The sequence below is a fragment of the Geodermatophilus sp. SYSU D00965 genome, from assembly GCF_054050075.1.
In genome coordinates this window covers 82114-109062 of record NZ_JBJGYQ010000013.1, presented here as the reverse complement: position 1 = coordinate 109062, position 26949 = coordinate 82114, and the positions used below count along the sequence as shown (strand labels likewise).

At 73.8% G+C, this 26949-nt stretch carries 27 protein-coding genes; 4 read left to right on the top strand and 23 right to left on the bottom strand.

Annotated elements, in window-relative coordinates:
* Positions 1–20: 20 nt before the first annotated feature.
* The 9 genes from ACI789_RS14165 to ACI789_RS14125 all read right to left on the bottom strand — a co-directional run bounded on the left by ACI789_RS14165 (position 21) and on the right by ACI789_RS14125 (position 8728).
* Positions 21–953 carry an SDR family NAD(P)-dependent oxidoreductase gene (locus tag ACI789_RS14165; protein WP_457010004.1) on the bottom strand — a complete coding sequence of 311 codons (933 nt, stop codon included), beginning with the start codon at positions 951–953 and terminating at the stop codon, positions 21–23.
* A gap of 157 nt (positions 954–1110) precedes the next feature.
* Positions 1111–1341, bottom strand: coding sequence for a hypothetical protein (locus ACI789_RS14160; RefSeq protein ID WP_456919737.1), 231 nt, complete (start codon positions 1339–1341; stop codon positions 1111–1113).
* Positions 1338–2408 carry a hypothetical protein gene (locus tag ACI789_RS14155; protein ID WP_457010001.1) on the bottom strand — a complete coding sequence of 357 codons (1071 nt, stop codon included), beginning with the start codon at positions 2406–2408 and terminating at the stop codon, positions 1338–1340. The genes ACI789_RS14160 and ACI789_RS14155 overlap by 4 nt, the downstream gene beginning before the upstream one ends.
* The gene (locus ACI789_RS14150) at positions 2405–2959 is read right to left on the bottom strand and encodes a UGSC family (seleno)protein (RefSeq protein WP_457009999.1); all 555 of its coding nucleotides are present in this window, start codon (positions 2957–2959) and stop codon (positions 2405–2407) included. Before ACI789_RS14150 ends, ACI789_RS14155 begins: the two co-directional genes overlap by 4 nt.
* 26 nt (positions 2960–2985) lie before the next feature.
* Entirely contained in the window at positions 2986–4113 is a 1128-nt protein-coding gene (locus ACI789_RS14145) for an ABC transporter ATP-binding protein (protein WP_457009997.1), read from the bottom strand.
* Positions 4110–5213, bottom strand: coding sequence for an ABC transporter ATP-binding protein (locus tag ACI789_RS14140; RefSeq protein ID WP_457009995.1), 1104 nt, complete (start codon positions 5211–5213; stop codon positions 4110–4112). Before ACI789_RS14140 ends, ACI789_RS14145 begins: the two co-directional genes overlap by 4 nt.
* Entirely contained in the window at positions 5210–6097 is an 888-nt protein-coding gene (locus ACI789_RS14135) for an ABC transporter permease (RefSeq protein ID WP_457009993.1), read from the bottom strand. Before ACI789_RS14135 ends, ACI789_RS14140 begins: the two co-directional genes overlap by 4 nt.
* Positions 6084–7124 carry an ABC transporter permease gene (locus tag ACI789_RS14130; RefSeq protein ID WP_457009991.1) on the bottom strand — a complete coding sequence of 347 codons (1041 nt, stop codon included), beginning with the start codon at positions 7122–7124 and terminating at the stop codon, positions 6084–6086. The genes ACI789_RS14135 and ACI789_RS14130 overlap by 14 nt, the downstream gene beginning before the upstream one ends.
* On the bottom strand, positions 7121–8728 hold the full coding sequence (locus tag ACI789_RS14125; RefSeq protein ID WP_457009989.1) for an ABC transporter substrate-binding protein: 1608 nt from the start codon (positions 8726–8728) through the stop codon (positions 7121–7123). Before ACI789_RS14125 ends, ACI789_RS14130 begins: the two co-directional genes overlap by 4 nt.
* A 360-nt stretch (positions 8729–9088) precedes the next feature.
* Here ACI789_RS14125 and ACI789_RS14120 point away from each other — a divergent pair, with 360 nt between their 5' ends.
* The gene (locus ACI789_RS14120) at positions 9089–9925 is read left to right on the top strand and encodes an IclR family transcriptional regulator (RefSeq protein ID WP_457009987.1); all 837 of its coding nucleotides are present in this window, start codon (positions 9089–9091) and stop codon (positions 9923–9925) included.
* A gap of 46 nt (positions 9926–9971) precedes the next feature.
* Here the strand turns inward: ACI789_RS14120 and ACI789_RS14115 are convergent, their stop codons facing one another.
* From ACI789_RS14115 to ACI789_RS14105, 3 genes are all read right to left on the bottom strand, one after another.
* Positions 9972–10976 carry an amidohydrolase family protein gene (locus tag ACI789_RS14115; protein ID WP_457009985.1) on the bottom strand — a complete coding sequence of 335 codons (1005 nt, stop codon included), beginning with the start codon at positions 10974–10976 and terminating at the stop codon, positions 9972–9974.
* Positions 10977–10988: 12 nt separating this feature from the next.
* On the bottom strand, positions 10989–12083 hold the full coding sequence (locus tag ACI789_RS14110) for a zinc-dependent alcohol dehydrogenase (RefSeq protein WP_457010079.1): 1095 nt from the start codon (positions 12081–12083) through the stop codon (positions 10989–10991).
* A 206-nt stretch (positions 12084–12289) separates the two neighbouring features.
* Positions 12290–13423, bottom strand: a complete 1134-nt coding sequence (locus tag ACI789_RS14105) for an alpha-hydroxy acid oxidase (protein ID WP_457009983.1) — start codon at positions 13421–13423, stop codon at positions 12290–12292.
* Positions 13424–13551: 128 nt separating this feature from the next.
* Between ACI789_RS14105 and ACI789_RS14100 the strand changes: the two genes are divergently transcribed.
* Positions 13552–14160 (top strand): nitroreductase family protein, encoded by a 609-nt coding sequence (locus tag ACI789_RS14100; protein WP_457009981.1) that lies wholly within the window; start codon positions 13552–13554, stop codon positions 14158–14160.
* Between the two features lie 76 nt (positions 14161–14236).
* Positions 14237–14662, top strand: a complete 426-nt coding sequence (locus ACI789_RS14095) for an ANTAR domain-containing protein (RefSeq protein ID WP_457009979.1) — start codon at positions 14237–14239, stop codon at positions 14660–14662.
* On the opposite strand, the gene hisH is transcribed toward ACI789_RS14095, so the two are convergent.
* Genes hisH through hisD form a run of 5 tightly spaced genes read right to left on the bottom strand, consistent with a single transcriptional unit; the run spans position 14634 to position 18515 of the window.
* On the bottom strand, positions 14634–15272 hold the full coding sequence (gene hisH / locus ACI789_RS14090) for an imidazole glycerol phosphate synthase subunit HisH (RefSeq protein ID WP_457009977.1): 639 nt from the start codon (positions 15270–15272) through the stop codon (positions 14634–14636). The two genes, ACI789_RS14095 and hisH, sit on opposite strands and share 29 nt — an antisense overlap.
* A 56-nt stretch (positions 15273–15328) precedes the next feature.
* Positions 15329–15505 carry a hypothetical protein gene (locus tag ACI789_RS14085; protein WP_456919723.1) on the bottom strand — a complete coding sequence of 59 codons (177 nt, stop codon included), beginning with the start codon at positions 15503–15505 and terminating at the stop codon, positions 15329–15331.
* Positions 15506–16102: an imidazoleglycerol-phosphate dehydratase HisB gene (gene hisB, locus ACI789_RS14080; RefSeq protein WP_457009975.1), complete on the bottom strand. Its 597-nt coding sequence runs from the start codon at positions 16100–16102 to the stop codon at positions 15506–15508.
* A 5-nt stretch (positions 16103–16107) separates the two neighbouring features.
* Positions 16108–17214, bottom strand: coding sequence for a histidinol-phosphate transaminase (locus ACI789_RS14075; RefSeq protein WP_457009973.1), 1107 nt, complete (start codon positions 17212–17214; stop codon positions 16108–16110).
* On the bottom strand, positions 17211–18515 hold the full coding sequence (hisD, locus tag ACI789_RS14070; protein ID WP_457009971.1) for a histidinol dehydrogenase: 1305 nt from the start codon (positions 18513–18515) through the stop codon (positions 17211–17213). Before hisD ends, ACI789_RS14075 begins: the two co-directional genes overlap by 4 nt.
* A gap of 121 nt (positions 18516–18636) precedes the next feature.
* On the opposite strand from hisD, the gene ACI789_RS14065 reads away from it, so the two are divergent.
* Entirely contained in the window at positions 18637–19437 is an 801-nt protein-coding gene (locus ACI789_RS14065) for an LON peptidase substrate-binding domain-containing protein (protein ID WP_457009969.1), read from the top strand.
* Here the strand turns inward: ACI789_RS14065 and ACI789_RS14060 are convergent.
* The 6 genes from ACI789_RS14060 to lspA form a co-directional block, all read right to left on the bottom strand.
* Positions 19430–20098: a DUF2567 domain-containing protein gene (locus ACI789_RS14060; RefSeq protein ID WP_457009967.1), complete on the bottom strand. Its 669-nt coding sequence runs from the start codon at positions 20096–20098 to the stop codon at positions 19430–19432. The genes ACI789_RS14065 and ACI789_RS14060 overlap by 8 nt on opposite strands.
* Before the next feature lie 133 nt (positions 20099–20231).
* Positions 20232–23801, bottom strand: coding sequence for a DNA polymerase III subunit alpha (gene dnaE / locus ACI789_RS14055; RefSeq protein WP_457009965.1), 3570 nt, complete (start codon positions 23799–23801; stop codon positions 20232–20234).
* Positions 23802–23996: 195 nt separating this feature from the next.
* Positions 23997–24428, bottom strand: a complete 432-nt coding sequence (locus ACI789_RS14050; protein ID WP_457009963.1) for a GNAT family N-acetyltransferase — start codon at positions 24426–24428, stop codon at positions 23997–23999.
* Positions 24425–25198 (bottom strand): CPBP family glutamic-type intramembrane protease, encoded by a 774-nt coding sequence (locus ACI789_RS14045; RefSeq protein WP_457009961.1) that lies wholly within the window; start codon positions 25196–25198, stop codon positions 24425–24427. The genes ACI789_RS14050 and ACI789_RS14045 overlap by 4 nt, the downstream gene beginning before the upstream one ends.
* Before the next feature lie 13 nt (positions 25199–25211).
* A complete protein-coding gene (locus ACI789_RS14040) occupies positions 25212–26159 on the bottom strand; it encodes an RluA family pseudouridine synthase (protein WP_457009959.1) in 948 nt (315 codons plus the stop codon).
* A gap of 47 nt (positions 26160–26206) precedes the next feature.
* Positions 26207–26902 (bottom strand): signal peptidase II, encoded by a 696-nt coding sequence (gene lspA / locus ACI789_RS14035; protein ID WP_457009957.1) that lies wholly within the window; start codon positions 26900–26902, stop codon positions 26207–26209.
* Between the last annotated feature and the right edge of the window lie 47 nt (positions 26903–26949).

Below are 26949 nucleotides of genomic sequence, written 5' to 3'. Positions count from 1 at the left end.
CCCTCCACCGACGACCAGGGTCAGGGCAGCGGGGTCTCGTCCAGCGGGATGAGCGGGACCGGACCGGCGAGGTCCTCGGGGTCGGCCGGGAAGTAGGCGAAGTTCTTCGCCCGCGCGCCGCCGTCGACGACCAGGTCGGTGCCGGTGATCAGCCGCGCGTAGTCCGAACACAGCCAGGCGACGGCGTGGCCGATGTCGGTCGGCGTCCCGGTGCTGCCCAGCGGCACCAGCGGCGGGCGCTCCCCCGTCCAGCGGGCCGGTCGGCGCCACGGCTCGTCGCCGGTGTTGCCGCCCAGGCCGCCGCCCTTGCGGCCGGCGCCCAGCATGTCGACGGGCCGGCCCTGCGCCTGCAGCTCGGCGACCAGCTCGGGGTTGTCGATCGTCGGCGCGGTCGGGGTGTAGCTGTTGACCCGGATGCCGTAGGGCGCGAGGTCCATCGCGGCCGCTCGGACGAAGTTGTTCACCCCGCCCTTGTTGAACGCGTAGGCGATGACCCCGGCCGAGCCGTTCCACCCGTTGGACGACGAGATGCAGACGATCGAGCCGCGGATGCCGCGCTCGGCCATGGCCCGGCCGACGATCTTGGTGTTGAGGAAGTAGCCGAGTCCGGAGACCTTGATCGAGCGCTCGAAGGTCGCGGCGTCCTCGTCGAGCACGCCCTTGCCGCCCAGCATGGCGGCGTTGTTGACCAGGATGTCGATCCGGCCCCACCTCTCCAGGACCGCGTCGACGTAGCCCTGCACCGCGGCCTCGTCGGTGACGTCCCCGGGCGCGGCCATCGCCTCGCCGCCGTTGCGCTCGATGCGCGCCATCGCGGCCTTGATGACGTCGTCGCTGACGTCGTTGCAGGCGACCTTGGCGCCGTACCGGGACAGCGCCAGGGCGATGCCGCTGCCGATGTTGGGGCCGACGCCGGTGACCAGCGCGACCTTCCCCTCCAGGGAGATCTCCACTCCGTGCTCCGTTCGCTGTGGCTGCAGGCGCGGGCTGCAGCGCGGGGGTCGACGTGTCGTGGGCACACCACGGACCCGTGGAGGAGCCGGCGGGCTCCCCACGGGTCCGCGGGGCTGCCGTCCGCGCGGGGGTCGGGACCCGCGCGGACGACGGCGGTCAGGCCTTGTCGGCCGGGTAGGTCAGCCGGATGCTCGCCGGCTCCACACCCAGGACGGGCGCCAGCATCGACTGCATGAGCGGCTTGGGCACGAGGCACTCCTCGCACGCGTCGGGCCCGGCGACGATCTGCACGTCGGCCGAGTCACCCTGGACGTCGACGTCGAGCCGGTAGTCGTCGGCCTGCAGCGTCTGCTTGAGCTGGTCGAGCTGAGCCTGGTCGATGGTCACGAGGAGACCTCCTGGACTGCGGTCTGCCGGGAGGCGGCCGACCAACGGACGGGAACGGAGCGGCCGGACCACGAGGCCCAGCCGAACGGACGGAACACCATGGAGATGGCGGCGTTGGCCGCCCCGGCGACGAGCACCGGGATCTCCGCGGCCGACGGCATCATCGCGAACGCCTCGTCGCCCTCGGCGGGGCCGCCGGGCCCACCGGCCTTGCCGGCCGCGGCCAGCTCGGCGGCGCTGCGGGTGGCGTGCTCGAACAGCCACTGCTGGACGTCGGCCCGGCTGTAGCCGGCGTCGGCCAGCACCTGCGCGTGCTCGGGGCCCAGCACCAGGCCGCCGCTGGAGTGGCGGACGCCCAGGTAGGCACCGATGCGGCCGAGCGAGTCGGCGAAGTCCTGCAGCACCGCCTCGGCGCTCTCGGTGTGCCGGTTGTCGACGTACTCGCAGCAGCGGATCAGCATCGCCGAGACCGCGTCGACGCCGGGCTCGAGGCCGCCGACGACGCTGAGCGGCTCCCACGGGGAGAGCTCCTCGTTCTCGCCGACGAGCAGCTGCCACCGGCCCGGGACGCCCTGGGTGGCCTGCTCGAGCTCCTGCGGCTTGATGCCGTAGCCGTTGCGCACGATGAGCCCGATGGCCCGGGCGATCGTGGCGTTGGCGCGGAAGCCGGGGCCGAAGACCCCGCCGGCGCAGTTGATGCCCAGCCGCTGCCGCATGGGGCCGTTGGCCACGAGCAGCGGCGCCGGGCCGCTGGTCGACTGCCACGCCCCGCCGTTGGCCGCGGGCTCCCCGTTGAGGGCGTCCCACGCGGCGAGGACCACCGGGAAGTACTCGGGCTCACAGCCGGCCATGATCGCGTTGACCGACGCCTGGCGCACGGTGACCCGGCGGTTGAGGTGGTCCTGCGCCCCGATCACCTCGTCGGGGTCGCGGTCGGTGGTGGCGAGGAAGGCCTCGACGTCCTCCGCCGTGGCGGGCACCACCGGCAGGCCGTCGGTCCAGCCCTGCTCGTAGCAGTACCGGATGGCCTCCTTCGCCGTCCGGACCGGGTCCGCCAGCGTCGTCACGAGGCCACCGCCACGGCAGGCCGGGTGAGCATGCCGACGATCTCCGGGAGCGCCTGGACGGCGCGCTCGCGGACCCCCTCGCGGGACAGGCTCGCGACCGGGTGGGCGGTGGTGACGTACTCGTAGCCCGGCGTCCCCTGCAGGTTCGCCATGGCGTCGGCGCTGACCCGGAAGGCGTCGCTGCAGATGACCGCGGCGGGGATGCCGGCGGCCTCCAGCTGCAGCCCGTCGGCGACGGCCGAGGCGCTGCAGGACCCGCAGTCCCCCACGCCGACGACCACGACGTCGGTCTCGCCGCGGAACTCGGCGAGCACCTCCGGCGGAGCCGGGTGGACGATGCTCGGCTTGGTGCGGGTGAGCACCGTGGTCAGGCCGTGCTCGGCCTCCAGCAGGGCGGCGACCTCCTCGAGGAAGTCCGCGGCGTTGCGCTTGGTGTTGACCAGCAAGCCCAGCCGCAGCCCGGCCAGCCCGGCGGGTCGGCCGGCCAGCGCCGTGCGGCCCCGGTCGTCGCCGGGAGCGCCGACGGTCGGGTCGACGATGCTGTCGAACACGTGCCCCTCCTCCGCGCTCATCGCGCTCATCGGGACGGCGGGCCGGCGGGCGCGGCCACCGGGGTGGGCTGCGCCGGCACCGGTGCCGGAGCGAGCGTGGCGCCGCCGGTCCGCGGCGGCACCTGGGGCATGGGCAGGTCCAGCGGGAAGTGGCAGGCGACCTGGTGGCCGGGCTGGTGCTCGACCAGTGCCGGCGCGACGTCGGCGCAATTCTGCTGCGCCCGCGGGCAGCGGGTGCGGAACCGGCAGCCGCTGGGCGGGTCGATCGGCGAGGGCGGCTCGCCGGGCAGCGCGACCGGACGGTGCGCGGCCCCGGTGACCGGGTCCACCCGCGGGATGGAGTCCAGCAGCGCGGCGGTGTAGGGGTGCAGCGGCTGCCGGTACATCGACTCGGACGGGCCGATCTCGGCCAGCTGCCCCAGGTACATGACCGCCACCCGGTCGCTGACCTGCTTGACCATCGCCAGGTCGTGGGCGATGAACAGGTAGGACAGGTTCATCTCGCGGCGCAGCTTCTCGAACAGGTTGAGCACCTGCGCCTGGATGAGCACGTCGAGGGAGGAGACCGCCTCGTCGGCGACGACCAGCGCCGGCTCCAGGGCGATCGCGCGGGCGATCGCCACCCGCTGGCACTGGCCGCCGGAGAGCTCGAACGGACGCCGCTTGGCGTACTGGGACGGGTCGAGGCCGACCAGGTCCAGCAGCTCCTCCGCCCGCCGCCGGCGCGTGTCGGCGGTGCCCCAGCCGTGGCCGACCAGCGGCTCCTCGACCAGCTCGGACACCCGCCAGCGGGGGTTCAGCGAGCCGAACGGGTCCTGGTAGACCATCTGCATCTGCCGGCGGGACTCCTTGAGCTCCCGGCGGCCCAGCGTCATGAGGTCCTTGCCCTGGAACTCCACCGTGCCGGACTTGGGCCGCGGCAGCTGGATCACCGAGCGGGCCAGGGTGGACTTCCCCGACCCGGTCTCCCCCACCACGCCCAGGGTCTCGCCGGGGTAGATGTCGAACGACACGTCCGACACCGCGTGGACGACGCCGCCCTTGACCCCGCCGGCACCCCGGACGGGGAACTCCTGCACGAGGTTGCGGGCGCGCAGCAGCGGGGCGCGCGCCCCCGCCCGGTCTCCGGCGGTGCGCTCCTCGACCGCGGTCATCGCTGGTCTCCGTTCGGGGTGGCGGTGCCGGCGGCGACCCCGACGGGGTGCCAGCAGGCCCAGAGGTGCTCGGGCTCGTGCTCGGTCAGCGGCGGCGCGGTCAGGCACTGCTCGGTGGCGTTGGAGCAGCGCGGCCGGAAGGGGCAGCCCTTGGGCAGGGCGGAGAGGTCCGGCGGCTGACCGGGGGTGACCTCGAACAGCGAGTGCGGCTCGCGGTCGAGGGCGGGGATGGCCCCCAGCAGGGCGTGGGTGTAGGGCATCCGGACGTTGCCGAACAGCGTCCCGGTGGGCGCCTGCTCCACGGCCCGCCCGGCGTACATGACCACGACGTCCTGGGCGTAGCTGGCCGCCAGCCCGAGGTCGTGGCTGATCATGATGACCGCCATGCCGAGCCGCTGCTGCAGCTCGACGAGCAGCTCCATGATCTGCGCCTGCGTGGTGACGTCGAGGGCGGTGGTCGCCTCGTCGGCGATGAGCAGCCGCGGCTCCCCGGCCAGCGCGATGGCGATCATGACGCGCTGGCGCATGCCGCCGGAGAGCTGGTGCGGGTACTCGTGGAACCGTCGCTCGGCGGCCGGCAGCCGCACCAGCTTCAGCAGCTCGACCGCCCGGGCGTGCGCGCCCTTCTTGTCCAGGTCGCTGTGCAGCCGGATCGCCTCGGTGATCTGGGCGCCGATCTTCATCGTCGGGTTGAGCGACCGCGCCGGGTCCTGGAACACCATCGCGATGTCGCCGCCGCGCAGCTCGCGGAACTCCCGCTCGGACAGGCCGAGCAGCTCGCGCCCGTCGAAGCGCACCGACCCGCTGATCCTCGCGGTCGGCGGGAGCAGGCCCATGAGGGCCCGCGAGCTGACGCTCTTGCCGGACCCGGACTCGCCGATGATCGCCATCATCGAGCCCGGGTGCAGCTCGTAGGACAGCCCGTTGACCGCGTTGACCTTCCGGCCGCCGCGGGTGAACTGGACCCGCAGGCCCTCGACCACCAGGAGCGGCTCGCCGGGCTGGGCCGCGTGCGCCGGTCCGCGCGCGGGCGCGGGCTCGAGGACGCCCTCGGAGACGGTCGTCCCGGCGGCGGGGTAGGTCACCGTTCGCTTGCTCATCGACCACTCCAACGTGCACGCAGGTTCTCGCCGAGGAGGTTGAAGGCGAGGACGGTGACCAGCAGCGCCACGCTGGGCCAGACGACGAGCATCGGCGTGGCCGAGAGGCTCAGCTGTCCGGTGGCGACCATGTTGCCCCAGCTGGGGGCCGGGTCGGGGATGCCGAGGCCGAGGAAGCTCAGTGCGCCCTCGATGATGATCACGATGCCCATGCCGAGCATGCCGAAGGTGATCAGCTGCGGGGCGATGTTGGGTGCGAGGTGCTTGAACAGCATCCGCCGGGCCGGCGTCCCGGCCAGCTGGGCGGCGGCCATGAAGGGCATGTCCCGCAGCCGCAGCACCGCGGAGCGGGCCACCCGGGCGAACGCGGGGATGCTGAAGAAGGCCAGGGCCAGGATGGTGTTGGTCATGCTCGGGCCGAGGGCCTGCGCCACCGCGAGGGTGAGCACCAGCGACGGGAAGGCGATGAGCACGTCGAGCACCCGCATGATCACGGTGTCGACGACGCCGCCGACGTAACCGGACAGCGCGCCCAGCGTGCCGCCGATCGCCAGGCCGAGCAGGTTGACCGCCACGGCGATCCACAGCGAGGACTGACCGCCGTTGAGCAGCCGCGACAGGATGTCGTTGCCGTTGGGGTCGGTGCCCAGGACGTGGCCCGGGGAGAACGCCGGCAGGTTGCTCTGCAGGATGTCGCCGCCGACCGGGCTGGGCAGCGACAGCAGGGTCGGGCCCAGGAAGCAGGCGATCACCACGAAGGCGATCAGCCCGGCCGGGATCCAGGTGCCCAGGTTGCCCGGCCGCCGGCGGCGACCGACCGCGGCCTCGGCGTCGTCGATCTCCGGGGTGATGGCGATCGACGGTGCCGGCTCAACGACTGCCATAGCGGATCCTCGGGTCCAGGACGGCGTAGAGCAGGTCCACGACCAGGTTGGCGACCACCGCGACCAGCGCGAAGATCACGACCGCGGCCTGCACGACGACGAAGTCACGGGTGTTGATGGCCTGCAGGAGCATCTGGCCGATGCCCGGCAGGGCGAAGATCTGCTCGATGATCACGGTCCCGCCGATGAGCGCGCCCAGGTTCAGGCCGACGACGGTGATCAGGCCGAACGAGGAGTTGCGGAAGGCGTGCCGGATGAGCACCGTCCACGAGCCGACGCCCTTGGCGCGGGCCGTGGTGACGTACTCCTCCTGCTGCATCTGGTCGACCAGGTCACCGCGGAGGAACCGGGTGTAGAAGCAGAACAGCGGCAGGCCGATCGCCGCCGACGGCAGGATCATGCCCTTGAGGTTGGCCCAGAGGCCCTCCTCCAGCGGCACGTAGCCGATGGCCGGCAGCCAGCCGAGGTTGACCGCGAAGACCAGCACGAGGATCAGGGCCAGCACGTAGTTGGCCACCGAGAGCCCGAGGGTGCTGACGACCATGCTGATCCGGTCCAGGACGCCGCCGGGCTTGTGGGCGGCCAGCAGGGCGACCGGGACGGCCAGCACCAGCGAGACGACGAACGCCAGCAGGACGAGCTCGCCGGTGACCGGGAGGCGGTCGGCCAGGATGTCCGAGACCGGCTGCCGGCTGACCAGCGAGTTCCCCAGGTCGCCGGTCACGGCGCCCTGCAGCCACTCGAAGTAGCGGACCACGCCGGGCTTGTCGAGGCCGAGCTGCTGCTCGAGCAGCGCGATGTCCTCGGGCGTGGCCTCCGGGCCGAGGAGCTGCTGGGCGGCGTTGCCCGGGATCAGGCTGAGCACCCAGAACGTCAGGACCGTGACGCCCAGCATGATCGGGATGGCCATCAGCAGGCGCTTGACGACCAGCCGGAGGACCGGCGACCCGGTGACCCGGGTGAGGCGGGAGGCCCGCGGGCCCCGGCTGTGCGCCGGGACCCGCGGGGTTGCTGCCGTGGCTGTCACTGCTCCCGCCAGACCTCGTCCCAGATCACACCGGTGTTGACCAGCAGCGGCGGGATCTTGGTGGTCAGACCCGGGCCGTGGACGCCGGTGGCGGCGAGGTTGGCCGGGGCGAAGGCCAGACCGAACGGGGCGTAGCGGTTCTCCGCGATCAGCTCGGCTGCCTGCTGGTACAGGTCGGCCCGCTGGTTCTCGTCGACGGTCGCGGCCGCGTCGGAGAGCAGCTGGTCCAGCGCCGGGTCGTTGACCCCGCTGTAGGGGACGCCGGAGTTGAACCGGAAGCCGACGCCGACACCGGCCGCGGGGTCCCAGGCACCCGCGGTCTGCAGCATGGCCTGCCACTGACCGCCGGTGAACTTCTGGATGACGCCGGAGAGCTGGGAGTCCTCGATGGTGACGTCGATGCCGGCCTTCTCCCACTGCGTCTGCAGCGCGGTGTTGATCTGCGTCGCGACGTAGTTGCTGATCGTGCCGATGTTGACGGTCAGCCCGCCGAGCTCCTGCACCAGCTCCTTGGCGCGGTCGAGGTCGTACTCCGGGTAGCCCTCGACCGACTCCTCGTAGAACTTGCCGCCGGGCGCGGTGAAGCCCTGGCTCACCTCGTAGTTGCCGCCGAAGATGCCCTTGTTGATGGCGTCGAAGTCCGTCGCCCGGTAGATGGCCTCACGGGCCCGCGGGTCGTCGAACGGCGCGATCTTCGTGTTGAGCTGGATGACGTAGGGCGAGGTGGCCGGCTGGATGGTCACCTGCAGCTGGCCGTTGGCCTGCGCCTGCTCGAGCAGCGGCGTGGTGTTGAGCCCCTCGTAGGCCTGCGCCTGGCCGGCCTGCAGCGCCTGGTAGGCGGGCTGGTCGCCACCGATCGACTGGAAGGTGAGCTTGTCCAGGTAGGGCAGGCCCTCCTTGAAGTAGTTGTCGTTGCGCTCCAGCTTCAGCACCGAGCTCAGCTGGTTGTCCACGACGACGAACGGGCCGGCGCCGACCGGCTTGATCTTGAAGGCGTCCTCGCCCATCTGCTGCAGCGCGGTCGGGGAGGCGATCCAGTTGACGTTGCTGACCGGGAACGAGGCCAGGATGGCCGGGTACGGCTGGCTGAAGGTGAGCTTGATGGTCAGCGGGTCGACCACCTCGATGCCGTTCTCGGCCAGCGGCCAGTTCGGCTTGCAGGTGCACGGGTTGGCCAGCGCCCGCTCCCAGTTGGCCCGGACCGCCTCGGCGTCCAGGGGCGTGCCGTCGCTGAACTGGATGCCGTCGTGGAGCTTGACGGTGAACTGCGTCCCGTCCTCCGACAGCTCGTAGCTCTCGGCCTGCTGCCCCTCGACGCGGGCGTTGGAGCCGTCGTCGTCGGCGCGCAGCAGGAAGAGGCCGCCGAAGATGGCCTGGTTCATGGCGATGTTGGAACCGCCGGTGGTGTTGGTCGCCGGGTCGAGGCCGGCCGGCCAGCTGCCCGCGAAGGAGGCGTCCTCGAGGACGGTCAGCTCGCCCCCGGACTGCGGGTCGCCGACCGGTCCCCCGGTACCGGAGGCGGCGGTGCCTCCGTCGCCACCGCCGCACGCTGACAACGCCAGCGCGGCGGCGGTGAGGAGGGACAGGATCGTCCGTTGCTTCATGTAGGTGCTCCCCTTGGGGCCTCGATGACTTCGGGGTGGACGGTGAGCGGTACGCCGAGGACTGACTCGAGCAGGCGGACCGGCGGCTGGACGCCGTGATGGGGGTCACTGGCAGCCGGACCAGATTCGGTGAGCCGCCTGCCCGTGAGCCCCGTCGCTTTCGTCCCGCGGAAGACAACTTCGCCCGTCCCACGGCGGACCGGACGGTCCGCTCGACGCGACGCCACAGGGGGCGCAGGCGGCACACGGACCGGCTCGCGAGCCCGTTTGACACGCCCGACCGCGCGCACGGACAGTGGCCGGGGAAGCGCGCCGTGCCCCGCGTCGGAGGCTGCTCGCGAGGCGGAGCTGGAGGTCGGGTTGAGCACGACGGGACCGCTGCGGGCTGCCGGCGGACGAGGCCGGGAGGTCCCCGCTCCCGGGCAGGGCGCCACCGCGGCGGGCCGGGTGCTCGCCGTCCTGGCGGCGTTCGGCCCGGCGCACGCCACCCTCACGCTGAGCGAGATCAGCCGTCGGTCCGGGCTGTCGCTGACCACCACGCACCGCCTCGTCGGCGAGCTGCGGGAGTGGGGCGCCCCGGAGCGGGGCGAGGACGGGCGCTACGGCATCGGGCTGCGGCTGCTGGAGCTCGGCGCGCTGGCGCCGCACGGACTGCAGCTGCGCGAGCTGGCGGTGCCCTACGTCGACGACCTGCACCAGGCGACGCGGGCCAACGTCGTCCTCGGGGTCCGGGACGGCGCCGACGTCGTCTACGTGGAGGCGCTGCGGGCCCGCGGCGCGGTGCGGCTGATGAGCCGGATCGGCGGGCGCTGGCCGCTGCACACGACCGGCACCGGCCAGGTGCTCCTGGCCTTCGCCGGCCCGGAGGTGCAGGAGGAGGTGCTCAGCGGCCCGCTGCAGGCGTTCACGCCGGAGACGATCACCGACCCGGCGGTGCTGCGGCGCACGCTGGCCGAGGTGCGCCGGACCGGGTTCGCCGCCGCCGAGAACCAGCTGACCGCGGACGCGCCGGCGCTCGCCGTCGCCGTCCCGGTGCGCGGCCGCGGCGACGAGGTGGTCGCCGCCCTCGGCGTGACGGTGGCCGCCGGGACGACGCAGGCCCAGGCGCTGGTGCCGGTGCTCAACGCCACCGCGCGCGGCATCTCCCGCGCGCTGGGCGCCCCGTCGGCGCAGCCGCCGTCCCGCCGCCGGCCGTGACGGCGGCCGGCTCCGGAGCCCGCGCGGCGCCCCGGAGCCGGGTGGTTCACCGGGTGGGCGCCGTGCCCAGCCAGCGCCAGGCGTTGTCCCAGGTGATCTGCCGCAGGACGTCCTCGGGCAGGTCCATGGACCGCAGCGTGCGGCCGGCGGGTTCCTCCCGCGGCATGGCGGGGAAGTCCGAGCCGACCAGCAGCCGGTCGGCGCCGAGCAGGTCGACCAGGTAGGTCAGCGCCCGGCGGTCGAAGACCAGCGAGTCGTAGTAGAAGCGCCGCGCGTACTCCAGCGGTGAGGGGCCGTCGTCGGGCATGACCGCGCGCTCGGGGTTCTTCGGCTCCTCGTTCCACGAGCCGCCCCAGAAGTACTGGTGGCGCGGGATCATCAGCGGGTAGCCGCCGGCCGCGTGGCTGAAGGAGATCCGCAGGTCGGGGCACTTGGCGGCGGTGCCGCCGGTGACCATCGAGGCGGCCGCGAACGCGCCCTCGACGCCGACCACGTAGGTGCCCATGGCCGACATCGGCAGCCGCTCGGTGGGCGAGGGCATCGCGTGCACGAACACCGACAGCCCGAGCCGCTCGGCCTCGGCGAAGAACGGCAGGAACTTCTCGTGGCCGATCGAGGAGCCGAGGATGTTCGAGGCGATCTCGACGCCGGCGAGGCCCAGCTCCTGGATGGCGGACAGCTCGGCGGTGGCGGCGTCCGGGTCCTGCATCGGGACCATGCCGAGGGCGATCAGCCGGGTGGGGTCGGCCTGGCACAGCGTCGCGCTGAACTCGTTGACGTGGCGGGCCAGGGACAGGCCGTCGGCCAGCGGCAGGTCGTAGCGCAGCAGCGGCGGCATGGGGCTGAGCACCTCGACGTCGACGCCGGAGGCGTCCTGGGCCTCGAGGCGGCGCTCGGCGTCGAAGAAGACGTCCTTGGCCTTGAACTGCATATGGCCGAACAGCAGGGTGCGGGCGGTCTCGCCGTCCACCGGCTCCATGCGGGGGAAGCACTCGGGGGCGTCTTCGGGGTAGGAGTGGGGCAGCAGGTGGGCGTGGGTGTCGACGAGCATGCGGTCCTCCGGTCAGAGGTTCGGGTGGACGGAGACGTGGACGGCGGACTCGCCCGGCACCTCGCCGGCGAGGACCTCGATGGCGTGCGCGGTGTCGTCCAGGCCGAAGGAGTGGGTGTGCAGCCGCTCCAGCGGGAAGCGGCGGGACTCGATGAGCGCGATCGCCTCGGCCATCGCCTTGGCGTCGACGCCGAACGCGCCCTGCACGGTGAGCGCCCGGTTGATGATCAGGTCGGTGCGCACCGGGATCTCCCGGTCGCCCTTGATGCCGGCCAGGACGACCCGCCCGCCGTGCTTGGTGGCCAGCAGCGCGTCGGTGACCGGCCCGGCGGCCATCGGGGTGAGCTCCAGGGTGACGTCGACGCCGCGGCCGTCGGTGAGGTCGCGGACCCGCTCGACGACGTCCTCGGCGGCGTCGCCGTCGACGACCACGGTGTGGTCGGCGCCGAACTCGCGGGCCAGCGCGAGCTTGTGCGCGTCGGCCTCCAGGCCGGTGACCACGACCCGCCCCGCGCCGGCGGCCTTGGCGGCGATGACCGCGGCGATGCCGCGCAGGCCGGAGCCGAGAACGAGCACGGTGTCGCCGAACTGGACCTGCCCGTAGTGCAGCGCCCAACGCACCCCGGCGCCCATGGAGTTGTACATGGCCGCCACCTCGACCGGCAGCGTGTTGTCGATCTTGTGGACGACGGACCCCGGGGCCAGGTACATGTACTCGGCGAACCCGCCCCACAGGGACGGCGCGACGTCGACCGGGGTGACCCCGTGGCCGCCGACGCGGTTGCGGCAGGCCTGGTAGTTGCCGGTCAGGCAGTCGAAGCAGTTGCGGCACGGGATGACGACCTCGAGGGCGACCCGGTCCCCCGGCTGGACGCCCCAGCGCTTGGCGGCGTTCTCGCCGACCTCCTCGACGATCCCCATCGGCTCGTGGCCGGGCACGAACGCCGGGGCGTCCGGGCGGGCGTGGCCCTTGTAGAACTCGACGTCGCTGCCGCACAGGCCGTTGGCCTCGAGGCGGAGGAGGCCGTCGTCCGGCCCGGTCTCGGGGCGGGGGAACTCCTGGATCTCGATCTTGCGCGGCCCGACCTGCACCGCGGCGCGCACCATCTCGGCCAACTCGTCCTCTTCTCTCTCGGAGCGCAGCGCCTCGACCGGCTGCTCGCGCGCGGGAGTGCGCCGCTGCTCCCGGGTGTGCCGCCGGTCACGCTAGGTGCGGTCCGTCCGCGGCGACCACGGCCCTTCCGCCCGGTGGACGGCCACCCGCCAGGGGCCCTCCGCCTGAGCCTGCGAGGCGTCCGGGGAAGGGGCGTCCTTCACCAGCGGTGCGGCGGGAGGAGCAGGGGGGGCTGCGAGAGGGCGCCCCCCCAGCCGCGGGTCACCCACAACGCCGCGACGACCGGGGTCCGTAGGAGCGCGACCCCCCGGTCCACCCCGGCCGGCCGGCCGGCGCCCAGGCCGTAGAGGTAGGGCCGGCCGACGAGCACGGCGCGGGCGCCGAGCGCGAGCGCCTTGAGCACGTCGGTGCCGCGCCGGACGCCGCCGTCGAGCAGCACGTCGACCCGCCCGTCCACCGCCTCGACGATCGCGGGCAGCGCCTCGATCGTGGCGGGGACCCCGTCGAGCTGGCGCCCACCGTGGTTGGACACCACCAGGCCGTCCACGCCCGCGTCGAGGAAGCGCGTGCACTCGTCCGGGCGCAGCACGCCCTTGACCACCAGCGGCCCGTGCCACAGGCCGCGGACGTAGGCCAGGTCGTCCCAGGTGACCGGCCGGGGCGAGGCCAGGATCTGCCGCTGCGTCGCCCACGCCGACAGGCGGCCGCCCCGCCGGCTGGGCAGGTTGCCGCGGAGGAAGTCCACCGCCCAGGCCGGGCGGGAGGCGCCGTGCAGCAGCATCCGGGGCCGCGGGCGGATCGGCAGCGAGAAGCCGTTGCGGCGGTCGCGCTCCCGGCCGCCGAAGACGGGGGTGTCCACGGTCAGGACCAGCACCCGGTAGCCGGCCGCGGCGACCCGGTCCAGCGCCGCGCGGGCCTCGTCGCGGGTCGCGGGCAGGTAGAGCTGGTACCACAGGTCTCCCCCGCCGGCCCGCGCCACCTCCTCGAGCGGGTACCCGGTGACGGTGCTCTGCACGTAGACGGTGTCCTGCGCGCGGGCGGCGGCCGCGACCGCCAGCTCCGCCCGCCGGTGGGCGACGCGCCCTCCCCCGGTCGGCGCGAGCAGGACGGGCATCGACAGGCGCCGGCCGAACAGCTCCAGCGAGGGGTCGACGGCGCCGACGTCGGCCATCGTGCGGGGGCTGAGCCGGATCTCGCGGAAGGCCGCCTCGTTGCGGGCCAGCGTCAGCTCGTCGTCCGCCCCGCCGTCGACCATGTCGAAGACCGGGCGGGGCAGCCGCCGGCGGGCCAGCTGCCGGACCTCGGCGACGTTGACCGCCGACTGCACCCGCACGGGCGGACCTCCGGGAGGGACGGGCCGGGGGCCGGCCGGGGACGAGGAGCGGCCGGACCGGAGGGAGCATAGGAGTCGGTCGCGACCGTCCCGACCGCGTGTGCCCGGTCGCGGGAGCGGCTGGCAGGGTGACCGCCGTGGAGTTCGCCGACGTCGTCCGTCGCCGCCGGATGGTGCGCGACTACGACCCCGATCGTCCGGTGCCGCCGGAGGTGCGGGAGCGGCTGCTCGAGCACGCGATCCGGGCGCCGTCGGCCGGCTTCAGCCAGGGCTGGGCGTTCCTGGTCCTGGAGGACGCCGAGGACCGCGCGCGGTTCTGGTCGGTGACCACCTCGCCCGGCGAGCCGGACGCCTGGCTCACCCGGATGCGCCGGGCGCCGCTGCTGATCGTGCCGCTGTCGTGCAAGGACGCCTACCTCGACCGCTACGCCGAGCCGGACAAGGGCTGGACCGACCGGGACGAGGCGCGCTGGCCGGTCCCCTACTGGGACGTCGACACCGGCATGGCCGCGCTGCTGGTCCTGCTGACCGCCGTCGACGAGGGGCTCGGCGCCTGCTTCTTCGGCGTCCCCGCCGAGCGGGTCGACGCCTTCCGGTCGGCGTTCGGCGTGCCGGCGCAGTACCGGCCGGTGGGCTGCCTGTCGGTCGGCTACCCCGGCGGCGAGGACCGCCGGTCGCCGTCCCTGCGCCGGGGGCGGCGTGGCGTGGAGGAGGTCGTGCACCGCGGCCGGTGGTGAGGACCAGACCCCTGGCCACCGCGGGCGCGGGTGCTCAGGATGGAGCAGTCACGGGCGGGCCGAGCGGGAGGGACCGATGGCCCGATGCTCGCCCCGGGGCCGCACGCCGGACCCCGAGGCCCTCTTCGCGACGACGCTGGCTCTCCGGCGGCGGGCCCGCGCCATCGTCGCCCGCGCAGTGCAGGCGGCGTCCGAGGCCGAACGGCTCCGCGACAGGCGGACGCCGGGGACCGAGCTGCGCCGGCTCCGGGCGGAACTGTCCGCGGTGGAGGCGCGCGCCCGGCACCTGGAGGTGGCGCTGGGCAGCAACCGCCGGATCGGCATGGCGCTGGGCATCCTCATGGCCCGGCACGGCATCACCGAGGAGCGGGCCTTCGCCGCCCTCCAGCGGGTCAGCTGCCGCCGCAACGTCAAGCTGCGGGAGGTCGCGGAGGAGGTCGTGCACACCGGGGCGACGCCCCGGGGCTGCGGCCTCAGTCGAGCGTCTGCAGCCAGTTCGTGAGCAGCTGGGCCCCCGCGTCGCCGCTCTTCTCGGGGTGGAACTGGGTCGCCGACAGCGGCCCGTTCTCCACGCCGGCGACGAACCGGTCGCCGTGCTCGGCCCAGGTGACCAGCGGCGGGGCGAGCCGGGACGGCGCGCCGTCGGCCCCGAGGGGGAACTCGCGCACGCCGTAGGAGTGCACGAAGTAGAAGCGCTGGTCCTCCAGCCCGTCGAACAGCACGGTGTCCTGCGGCGCCTGCACGGTGTTCCAGCCCATGTGCGGCAGCACCGGCGCCTCGAGCGGCTCGACGACGCCGGGCCACTCCCCGCAGCCCTCGGCGTCCTGGCCGTGCTCCACGCCGCGCTCGAAGAGGATCTGCATGCCGACGCAGACGCCGAGCACCGGCCGTCCGCCGGCCAGCCGGCGGCCGATCACCCGCGGGCCGTCGACGGCGCGCAGCCCGGCCATGCAGGCGGCGAAGGCGCCCACGCCGGGGACGACCAGCCCGTCGGCGTCGAGGGCCGCCTGCGGGTCGCCGGTCACGGTCACGTCGGCGCCGACGCGGGCCAGCGCGCGCTCGGCCGAGCGGAGGTTGCCCGACCCGTAGTCGAGGACGACGACCTTCTTCATGGCTCCCACGCTAGTTCTCAGCCCGCAGCGGGCCGGCCGTTGTTCCGGGAGGTCCCTCACACCATCCGCAGCACGCCGGAGACCGTGGCCAGCAGGGCTGCCGCCAGCAGGACGAGGGCGAAGAACACCTGCGGGCCGGTGCGCCCCTCGGTGTCGGAGTCGGCCTTCCAGATGCTCCAGGCCCCGCCGAGCAGGAAGCCGCCCAGGACGAGCAGCAGGACGGCGAAGGTCACCTACAGCGCACCCTTGGTGGAGGGGACGTCGGTGACGCGCGGGTCGAGGGCGACCGCGGCGCGCAGCGCCCGGGCCAGCGCCTTGAACTGGCCCTCGACGATGTGGTGGGCGTCGCGGCCGGCGTAGAGGACCCGTACGTGCAGGCTGATCCGCGCGTTGAAGGCGAAGGACTCCAGCACGTGCTTGGTCAGGCTGGTCGGGTAGTCCGGCCCGATCATCGGCGTCATGTTGTCGGGCTCGGAGTGCACGAAGTACGGCCGGCCGGAGAGGTCCACCGCCGCCTGCGCCAGCACCTCGTCCATCGGGATCGTGGCGTCGCCGTAGCGGGTGATGCCCTTCTTGTCCCCCAGCGCCTGGGCGAAGGCCTGGCCGAGGGCGATGGCGACGTCCTCCACCGTGTGGTGGGCGTCGATGTGCAGGTCGCCGTCGGCCTGCACGGTGAGGTCGATGCCGCTGTGCTTGGACAGCGCGGTCAGCATGTGGTCGTAGAACCCGACCCCGGTGCTGATGGAGCTCGTCCCGGTGCCGTCGAGGTCGAGCTCGACGACGAGCTTGGTCTCGCTGGTCTCGCGCTCGACGCGTGCGGTGCGGGTCATGGCTCCTAGTCTCCCAGGCGGTGGTCGGCGGCCACCTCACCCAGCGCGGTGAGGAAGGCGTCGGTCTCCTCCGGCGTCCCGGCGGTGACCCGCAGCCAGCCGGGCAGCCCGACGTCGCGCACGAGGACGTCGCGGTCGAGCAGCGCCTGCCAGGCGGCGGGGGCGTCGGCGAATCGGCCGAAGAGGACGAAGTTGGCGTCGCTGGGCACGCTGGTCAGCCCCATCCCCGGCAGCGCCGCGACGATCCGGTCGCGCTCGGCCTTGACTGCGGCGACGGTGGCCAGCAGCGCGTCGGTGTGCGCGAGCGCCGTCCGGGCGGCGGCCTGGGTCAGCGAGCTGAGGTGGTAGGGCAGCCGGACCAGCTGCAGCGCGTCGACGACGGCGGGGTCGGCGGCCAGGTAGCCCAGCCGCAGGCCGGCCATGCCGAAGGCCTTGCTCATGGTGCGGCTGACGATCAGCCGCGGCCGGCCCGGCAGCAGGGTGAGCGCCGAGGGCGTGCCGGTGCGGGCGAACTCGGCGTAGGCCTCGTCGACGACCACGACGCCGTCGGTCGCGTCGTAGAGCGCCTCGACGGTCGCCAGCTCCACCGCGGTGCCGGTCGGGTTGTTGGGGCTGGTCACGAACACGACGTCCGGGCGGACCTCGCCGACCTGCGCCGCGGCGGCGTCGGGGTCGATGGTGAAGTCCGACCGCCGCCGTCCGTCGACCCAGGCCGTGCCGGTGCCGGCGGAGATGATCGGGTGCATCGAGTAGGACGGCGTGAAGCCCAGCGCCCGCCGGCCCGCGCCGCCGAACGCCTGCAGGACCTGCTGCAGGATCTCGTTGCTGCCGTTGGCCGCCCACACCTGCGTCGCGTCGAGCTCCTGCCCACCGGTGCGGGTCAGGTATGCGGCGAGGTCGCGGCGCAGGTCGAGGGCGTCGCGGTCCGGGTAGCGGTTGAGCTCGAGCGCGGCGCGACCCAGGGCCTCGCCGAGGTCGGCGAGCAGCTCCGGCGGCAGCGGGTGCGGGTTCTCGTTGGTGTTGAGCCGGTACTTGGCCGGCAGCTGCGGGGCGCCGTAGGGCGTGCGGCCCCGCAGCTCCGGCCGCAGCGGGAGCTCGTCGAGTCGCGTCATGCGCGCTGCCGGACCCGGACGGCGGCGGCGTGCGCGGGGAGGTCCTCGGCGCCGGCGAGGGCGTCGATGTGCCCGGCCACCTCGGCCAGGGCCTGCTCGTCGTACTCGACCACGTGGATGCCGCGCAGGAACGACTGCACCGACAGGCCGCTGGAGTGCCGCGCGCAGCCGCCGGTGGGCAGCACGTGGTTGGAGCCGGCGCAGTAGTCGCCGAGCGACACCGGCGACCAGGGCCCGACGAAGACCGCGCCGGCGTTGCGCACCCGCAGCGCCACCTCGCGCGCGTCCCGGGTCTGGATCTCCAGGTGCTCGGCGGCGTAGGCGTCGACCACGCGCAGGCCGGCCTCGACGTCGTCGACCAGGACGATCCCGGACTGGCTGCCGTCGAGCGCGGTGGTGATGCGGTCGGAGTGCTTGGTGGCGGCCACCTGCCCCGGGACCAGGCCGAGGACGGCGTCGGCCAGTTCCTCGCTGGTCGTCACCAGCACCGCGCCGGCGAGCGGGTCGTGCTCGGCCTGGCTGATGAGGTCCGCGGCCACGTGCGCGGGGTCGGCGGTGTCGTCGGCGAGGATGGCGACCTCGGTGGGGCCGGCCTCGGAGTCGATGCCGATGAGCCCGCGCAGCAGCCGCTTGGCCGCCGTCACGTACACGTTGCCGGGGCCGGTGACCATGTCGACCGGCTCGCAGGAGCCCGCGCCGTAGCCGAAGACCGCGATCGCCTGGGCGCCGCCGACGGCGTAGACCTCGCGGACGCCGAGGAGGGCGCACGCGGCGAGGACGCCGGGGTCGGGCAGGCCGCCGTGGTCGCGCTGCGGCGGGGAGGCGACCGCGATCGACTCGACGCCGGCGATCTGCGCCGGGACGACGTTCATGACCACGCTGGACAGCAGCGGCGCCAGGCCGCCGGGCACGTAGAGACCGACGCGGCGCACCGGCACCCAGCGCTCGGTCACCGTGCCGCCGCGGACCACCTGGGTGGTGACGTCGGTGCGCCGCTGGTCGGCGTGCACCTTCCGCACCCGGGTGATCGCCTCCTCCAGCGCGGCGCGGACGGCGGGGTCGATCTCGGCCAGGGCCCGCTCGATCGCCGCGGCCGGGACGGCGAAGTCCTCGAGGTCGACGCCGTCGAGGCGGGCGGTGATCTCGCGGACCGCCTGGGCGCCGCGGATGCGGACGTCCTCGCACAGCGGCCGGACCGTCGCCAGTACCGAGTCGATGTCGGTCGCGGCGCGCGGGAGCAGGCCGGAGAGCTCACGCACCCCCGGGAGCGCGGACCCACGCAGGTCGATGCGGGCGAGCACGGGCGGACCTCCGGGCGGTTCCGAGGCGGGGAACGGGAACACCCCAGGGTAGACGGGGGTAGCGGGGCCGCCGTCGTCGTGCCCGGTCCGGCGTCCGGCCCTCCCCCGTAGGCTCGGCGCCGTGGGCGACGTGATCCCGCTCTTCCCGCTCGGGACGCCGCTGTTCCCCGGGGTGGTCCTGCCGCTGCAGGTCTTCGAGCTCCGCTACCGGCGGCTGATGAGCGACCTGCTGGCCCGGCCCGACGGCGAGGGCCGGTTCTTCGGCGTGGTCGCCATCCGGCAGGGCTGGGAGGTCGAGCAGGTGGCCCCCGCGGAGGCGCTGTACGACGTGGGCTGCACCGCCCGGTTGCAGGCCGTGCGCCCGCAGCCGGACGGCGGGTTCCGCATCGTGACCGTCGGCGGCGACCGGTTCCGGCTGCTGGACGTCCTCGTCGGCGACGACCCGCCCTACCTGCGGGCCGAGGTGGAGTGGCTCGCGGACGAGGAGGCCGCCGAGGAGGCCGCCGGTGACCACGAGGGCCTGGCGCCGGCTGACGGTGCGGTGCCCGACGACGAGCTCGACGACCTCGTCTCCGACGTCGCGCGCAGCTCGCTGGGGGTGCTGGTCCGGGGCGTGGGCGAGCTGTTCGCGCAGTACGTCGCCGCGGTCGCCGAGCTCACCGGGGAGGCCGACGGGGACGAGCCGGACCCGGAGCTGCTGCTGGACGCCGTCTCCGGTGACCCGCGGGCGCTGTCCTACCTGGTGGCGTCGGCGGCGCTGCTGACCACCGAGGACCGGCAGGCGCTGCTCGCCGAGTCGGCGACCCGGCGGCGGCTGCGGGCGGAGTCCCGGTTGCTGCGGCGGGAGCTGACCCTGCTGGAGACGGTGGGCGCGGTGCCGGCGCCGCTGCAGCGGTTCGCCGGGCCGCGCAGCGTCAACTGAACCGGGCGTCCTCGCGGGCCGACGCCTCCGGGGCCACCCCGCCCGGCAACGGCGGCGCGGCCGCGGCGGGCGGCGGGTCGGGCCGGCCGAGGTCCTCGGTGGCGGCGAGCAGCGCGGCCAGCAGGTAGGCCAGGACGGCGCAGAACGGGCCGATGGCGAGCGCCGCCGGCGAGTTCAGCCGCAGCCCGGTGGTGACCGCCGCGCCGACGTCGGCCAGCTGCTCCTGGGTGGGCGGGGGGCCGAGCAGCTGCCCGAGCTGCCAGGCCAGGACCGCGGCGAGCAGCGTGCCCACCGCGAGGGCCAGCAGCACGGCGACCCCGCGGCGGCGGCGCAGCCGCCAGGCCAGCACGCCGGCCAACAGGCCGAGCGCGGCCAGCACGAGGGTGAAGACGCCGTCGTCGGCGACGAGCAGCTCCGCGGACGGGCGCCCGATCGGCACCGAGCCGTCACCGGTGACCTCGAACCGCGCCCGCGGCGCCAGGGCCCACCACAGCAGCCCGGCTGGCAGTCCGCACACCAGCAGCACCCCGGCCACGCCGAGCGCGCTGCGCAGGTCGGCGCGCAGCTCCGCGGCCCCGGGCCAGCGGGGTCTGCTCGCCCACCAGGCCCGCCCGGGAGCGCGCAGCGGCTCGACGGGGCCGGGCGGAACGGGAGCGTGCACGTCCCCAGTCAACCGCGCGACCCTGGGAACCTCTTCCCGGACCGTCGCGCCGCCCTCGGTGACGTACTGGAACGGCCACCCTTCAGGGCCCCGCGCCGAGCTCGCGAGGCGTGGGGGGAAGGGTGGTCCTTCTTCACAGCAGCGCCACGCTGGTCGGGCCGAGCAGGGCCTTGATGTCCCCCATCAGCGCGGTGCTCGGCCGCACCCGCAGGCCCTGGTCCAGCCGTAGCACGGTCTCCCGGCCGCCGTTGACCAGCTTGAGCTGCACCTCGGTGGTGCCCGGGTGGCTGCCCAGGACCTCCCGCAGCCGCTCGACGACCGGCGGGGTGCAGCGGGCGGCGGCCATCGAGACCATCACCGGGCCGCGCGGACCCTCGGTGAGCTCGGGGATGGTCACCTCGGCGCCGAACAGCGAGGGCTGGTCGTCGCGCCGGCTGATCCGGCCCTTGACCACCACGATCTGGTCGCGGACGACCTTCTCCGACACCTCGGCCCAGGTCTTCGGGAAGAACAGCACCTCGATGCCGGACTCGAGGTCCTCCAGCGTCGCGATCGCCCAGGGCGCGCCCTGCTTGTTGGTGCGGGGCTGCACCGACGTGAGGATGCCGGCGATGGTCACGTTCGCGCCGTCCTCCACGCCGCCGGCGTTGATCTCGGCGATCGGGGTGTCGGCGTGCGCGGTGAGCACGTGCTCGACGCCGTGCAGCGGGTGGTCGGAGACGTAGAGGCCGAGCATGTCGCGCTCGAACATCAGCCGCTCGGACTTCGACCAGTCGGCGGTCGGGATCACGATGTCCAGCGCCCCGCCGAACGGGTCGTCCCCGCCGTCGTCGTCGCCACCGAAGCTGCCGAAGAGGTCGAACTGGCCCTCGGCCTCCTTGCGCTTGAGCGCCATCGCCGAGTCGACCGCCTGGGCGTGGACGGCGACGATGCCCTGCCGGGAGTGGCCCAGGGAGTCGAACGCGCCGGCCTTGGCCAGGGACTCGATGACCTTCTTGTTGCAGGCCACCGTGTCGATCTTCCGCATGAAGTCCGCGAAGTCCTTGAACGCGCCCTTCTCCTCGCGGGCCCGGCGGATGGAGTCGACCACGTTGTGCCCGACGTTGCGCACCGACGCCAGCCCGAAGCGGATGTCGGTGCCGACGGCGGCGAAGTCCCAGGACGACTCGTTGACGTCCGGCGGGAGCACCTTGATGCCCATCCGCCGGCACTCCGCCAGGTAGATCGGCCGGCGGTCCTTGTCGTCGCCGACGCTGGTCAGCAGCCCGGCCATGTACTCGGCCGGGTAGTTCGCCTTGAGGTACGCCGTCCAGTACGAGACCAGGCCGTAGGCGGCCGAGTGGGCCTTGTTGAAGGCGTAGTCGGCGAACGGGACGAGGATGTCCCACAGCGTCTTGATCGCCGCGTCGGAGTAGCCGCGCTCCTTCATGCCGGCCTCGAACCCGACGAACTCCGCGTCGAGGACGGACTTCTTCTTCTTGCCCATCGCGCGGCGCAGCAGGTCGGCCTTGCCGAGCGAGTACCCGGCGACCTTCTGCGCGATCGCCATGACCTGCTCCTGGTAGACGATCAGGCCGTAGGTGGTGCCGAGGATGTCCTCCAGCGGCTCGGCCAGCTCCGGGTGGATCGGCGTGATCTCCTGCTGCCCGTTCTTGCGCAGCGCGTAGTTGGTGTGCGAGTTCGCGCCCATCGGGCCGGGCCGGTAGAGCGCGCCGACGGCGGAGATGTCCTCGAAGTTGTCCGGCCGCATGAGCCGCAGCAGCGACCGCATCGGGCCGCCGTCGAACTGGAACACGCCGAGGGTGTCCCCGCGGGAGAGCAGCTCGTAGGTGGCCTTGTCGGTGAGGTCCTTGCTGATCTCGTCGAGGTCGACCGGCTCCTTGCCGTTCGCGACGATGTTGCGCAGCGCGTCGTCGATGACCGTGAGGTTGCGCAGGCCCAGGAAGTCCATCTTCAGCAGGCCGAGCGTCTCGCAGGTCGGGTAGTCGAACTGCGTGATGATGGCGCCGTCGTTCTCCCGGCGCATGATCGGGATGCTGTCGATCAGCGGGTAGCGGCCGATGATGACGCCGGCGGCGTGCACGCCCCACTGCCGCTTCAGCCCCTCGAGCTTGCGGGCCTGGTCGACGACCTCGGCCGCGCCCGGGTCGGACTCGTAGCGGGCGCGGAACTCCGCGGCCTCCTTGTAGCGCGGGTGGGACGGGTCGAACACGCCCGACAGCGGGATGCCCTTGCCCATGACGTCCGGCGGCATGAGCTTGGTCAGCTCGTCACCGACCGAGTAGGGCCGGTCGAGCACGCGGGCGGCGTCCTTGATCGCGGCCTTCGCCTTGATCGTGCCGTAGGTGACGATCTGGCTGACCCGCTCCTCGCCGTACTTCTGCGAGACGTACTGGATGACCTCGCCGCGGCGGCGGTCGTCGAAGTCGATGTCGACGTCGGGCATCGAGACGCGCTCGGGGTTGAGGAACCGCTCGAAGATCAGCCCGTGCGCCAGCGGGTCGAGGTCGGTGATGCCCATCGCGTACGCGGCCAGCGAGCCCGCGGCCGAGCCACGGCCGGGGCCGACGCGGATGCCGTTGTCCTTGGCCCAGTTGATGAAGTCGGCGACCACGAGGAAGTACCCCGGGAAGCCCATCTGGGTGATGATCCCGACCTCGTAGTCGGCCTGCTTGCGCACGTGGTCGGGGATGCCGTTCGGGTACCGCTTGTGCAGCCCGCGCTCGACCTCCTTGACGAACCAGGAGGTCTCGTCCTCCCCCGGCGGCAGCGGGAAGCGCGGCATCAGGTCGGCGCCCTCGGTGAAGGACACCTCGCACTGCTCGGCGACCAGCAGCGTGTTGTCGCAGGCGGCCTTCAGGTCACCGGTGAACAGCGCCCGCATCTCCGCGGCGCTCTTCAGGTAGTAGCCGTCGCCGTTGAACTTGAAGCGGTTGGGCTCGTTGAGGCGCGACCCGGTCTGGATGCACAGCAGGGCGTCGTGGGCCTCGGCGTCCTCCTTGTGCGTGTAGTGCAGGTCGTTGGTCGCCAGCAGCGGGATGCCGAGGTCCTTCGCGATCGCCAGCAGCTGCGGGCGGGTCTTCTTCTCGATGGACAGCCCGTGGTCCATCAGCTCGGCGTAGAAGTTCTCCTTGCCGAAGATGTCCTGGAAGTCGGCCGCGGCCTGGCGGGCGCGGTCCTCCTTGCCGGCCCGCAGCCACATGTTCACCTCACCGGACGGGCAGCCGGTGGTGGCGATCAGCCCCTTGCCGTACTTCTCCAGCAGGTCGCGGTCGAACCGCGGCTTGCGGTACTGGCCCTCGAGGCTGGCCAGCGAGGAGATGCGGAAGAGGTTGTGCATCCCCTCGGTGGTGCGGGCCAGCAGCGTCATGTGGGTGTAGGCGGCCTTGCCGCGCGACGAGCCGCCCTCGCCGTCCTCGTCGATGAGGTTGTCGCCGAAGTCGAACGGCGCCCGGTCGAACCGCGAGCCGGGCGTGTAGTAGCCCTCCATGCCGATGATCGGCTTCACGCCGGCGCTGTTGGCCTGCTTGTAGAAGTCGTAGGCCCCGAACACGTTGCCGTGGTCGGTCATCGCCAGGGCGGGCATGCCGTGCTCCGCGGCGGCCTTCGTCACCTCCGGCAGCTTCGCCGCGCCGTCGAGCATCGAGTACTCGGTGTGGACGTGCAGGTGCACGAACGAGTCGGACGACGGGGTGCTGCTCACGGGGGTGCGTGCTCCTCACAGGTCGTGCGTGCCCGGCCGTCGGGGATCCGAGCGGGCGACCGGCGGGGAAGACCGGCGGTGCTGTGGTCCGGGGTGCGGGCCGGGGGACGACCCGATCCTCGCACCACGGAGGTCTACTCCGGGGGACCGACAGAAAGGTGTCTCGCCACAGGCGGACCGCTCGGTCACACGACGTCAGCCGAGGTCACGCCGCATCGTGACGTGCGCGATGCCGGCCTCCTCGTACTCGTCGCCGACCGCGGTGTAGCCGGCCCGCTCGTAGAACCCGCGGGCGGTGACCTGCGCGTGCAGCTCCACCTCCGGCAGGCCGCGCAGCACCGCCTGGCGGTGCAGCTCGGCCAGGACGGCGGCGCCGTGGCCGCGGCCGCGAGCCGACGCGTCGACCGCCATCCGGCCGACCACCGCGCGCCCCTCCCGGGTCAGGAGCCGGCCGGTGGCGACCACCCGGCCGGCGTCGTCCCGGACGAGGGCGTGCACGGCCGTGGCGTCGAGGGCGTCCTGCTCGATCTCGGCCGGCACCCCCTGCTCCTCGACGAAGACCCGGGTGCGCAGCGCGACCACCTCCGGCCAGTCCGCCGCGGTCGCGATCGACGCCCGCCCGCTCACCGGCTGCCCGCCGGGAGCGCGCTCGCGGGGACGAGCAGGAAGCGCAGGTCGATGAGCACGTGCAGCACGACCGGCACGAGCAGGGAGCCGGTGTCCAGGTACACCGCGGCCAGCACGCCCCCGAGCACGCCGGTGGTCACGATCCCGGCGACCCCCTGGTAGGCGTGCGCCAGGCCGAACGCCGCGGCGGCGACGGCCACCAGCGCGGGGGTGGACAGCCCTCCGGCGACGGCGGCGACGACGGCGAGGAAGAACCCGCGGTAGAGCCACTCCTCGCACACGCCCGCGGTGACGCCCACGACCGTGAACAGCCGCCGCTCGGCGGGCGTGCGGGGCAGCAGCGCCAGGGTAGCGTGCACCTGCGGCTCCGCGTGCCGGCCCTCTCCCGGCCGCCGCACCTCGGCGGCGGAGACCAGCGCCCCGGAGCGCAGCGCCCGGGTCGACAGGACCACGAAGACGACGACCAGGACGGCGGCTGCGGCCGACAGCGGACCGGGCCACGACTGCGGCCACCGCAGGCCCACCTCGGCCGCGCTCACCCCGGGGGCGGACAGCCAGACGACGGTGGCGACCAGCGCCAGGCCCCACTCGAGGACCAGCAGCCGCCGGTAGAACGACCGGCGGGCGCCGTCGTCGGTGCGCAGCCGCCCCTCGAACCGGCGGTGCAGCACGTGCCCGACCAACGGCTCGCCGGCCACCAGGTAGCCGGCGACGACGACCGCCGACAGCGCCGCCGGGCCGTACTCGGCGAGGGACCCGGGCAGATCCATCAGGGACCGGGCCTCACGCCTCTGCGCGCAGGATCTCCAGCGCGCCGGCGAGGTCGGGCGGATAGGGGCTGGTGAACTCCATCCACCGCCCGTCGGCCGGGTGCGGGATGCCCAGCCGGACGGCGTGCAGCCACTGCCGGGCCACGCCGAGCCGGGCGGCCAGGGTCGGGTCGGCGCCGTAGGTCGTGTCGCCCACGCACGGGTGGCGCAGGGCGGAGAAGTGCACGCGGATCTGGTGCGTGCGGCCGGTCTCCAGCTCGATGTCGACCAGGCTGGCGGCCGGGAAGGCCTCGACGACCTCGTAGTGGGTGACCGAGGGCCGGCCGCCCTGGACGACGGCGAACTTCCAGTCGTGCCGCGGGTGGCGGTCGATGGGGGCGTCGATCGTGCCGCGCGAGGGATCGGGGTGGCCCTGCACCAGGGCGGAGTAGCGCTTCTCGACGGTGCGCTCCTTGAACGCCGCCTTGAGCAGCGTGTAGGCCCGCTCGCTCTTGGCCACGACCATCAGCCCGGTGGTGGCGGCGTCGAGCCGGTGGACGACGCCCTGCCGCTCGGCTGCGCCGGAGGTGGAGATGCGGTACCCGGCCGCGGCCAGGCCGCCGACGACGGTGGGCCCCTCCCAGCCGGGGCTCGGGTGCGCCGCGACGCCCACCGGCTTGTCCACCACCACGATGTCGTCGTCGTCGTGGACGACGGTGAGCCCCGCGACCGGCTCGGGCGCGACGGGCTCCCCGGGCGGCGGGGGCAGCTCGACCTCCAGCCAGCTGCCGCCGCTGACCCGGTCACCCTTGCCGCGGGCGCGCCCGTCGATGAGGACGGCGCCGGCGTCGGCCAGGTCGGCGGCGGCGCTGCGGGTGAGGCCGAAGAGCCGGGACAGCGCCTGGTCGACGCGCTGGCCCTCCAGCCCGTCCGGCACCGGGAGGGCCCGGTGCTGGCCCGCGGAGCTGGTCACGGCCTCCATCGTGCCAGGGGGCCGCGACCGGGCCGGTGCGCCGCCACCGCGGGTGCTCAGCCGCCCGCCGGGCCGCCGTCGCCCGCCGCGCGCGCGGCCGAGGCCCGGGAGCCGTCGAACTCGACGCCGCGCAGCGCCAGCACGGCGCCGAGGACGCCGCCGCAGACGATCGCCGAGTCGGCCAGGTTGAAGATCGGGTACACCCGGCCGTCAGGGGCGAAGACGGAGAGGAAGTCGACGACGCCGCCGCGCAGGAACCCCGGGTCGCGGAAGACCCGGTCGACCAGGTTGCCCACCGCACCGCCGAGCACCAGCCCCAGCGCCACCGCCCAGCCGGCCGAGAACAGCCGGCGCGCGGTGCGCACGATCACCACCGCCACGGCGACCGCGACGAGGGTGAAGACGACGGTGAAGCCCTCGGCGAAGGAGAACGCCGCACCGGTGTTGCGGGCGTGCGTCAGGTAGAGGGCGCCGCCGAGCAGGCGGACGTCCTCCCCCGGCGCGATCGTGGCGACGACGAGCAGCTTGGTGGCGAGGTCGGCCAGCAGGACGCCCAGCGCGAGGACGAGCAGCAGCCGGGTGCGCGGGCGCCGCGGGCGCGGACCGGCGTCGTCCCGGGGGTCGCTGGGTTCGGACAGGAGGAGCTCCTCGGTCGTTCCGGACGTGGCCGGATCGACGATAACCGGGGTGACGGCGTGGCCTGCTCCGCTCGGCGGACCGGCGCAACTCGAACCGGGTGTGATCCATCTCATGACGCCGTGCGACTCATCTCACCACGGCGAGTGACATGTTCGGACGG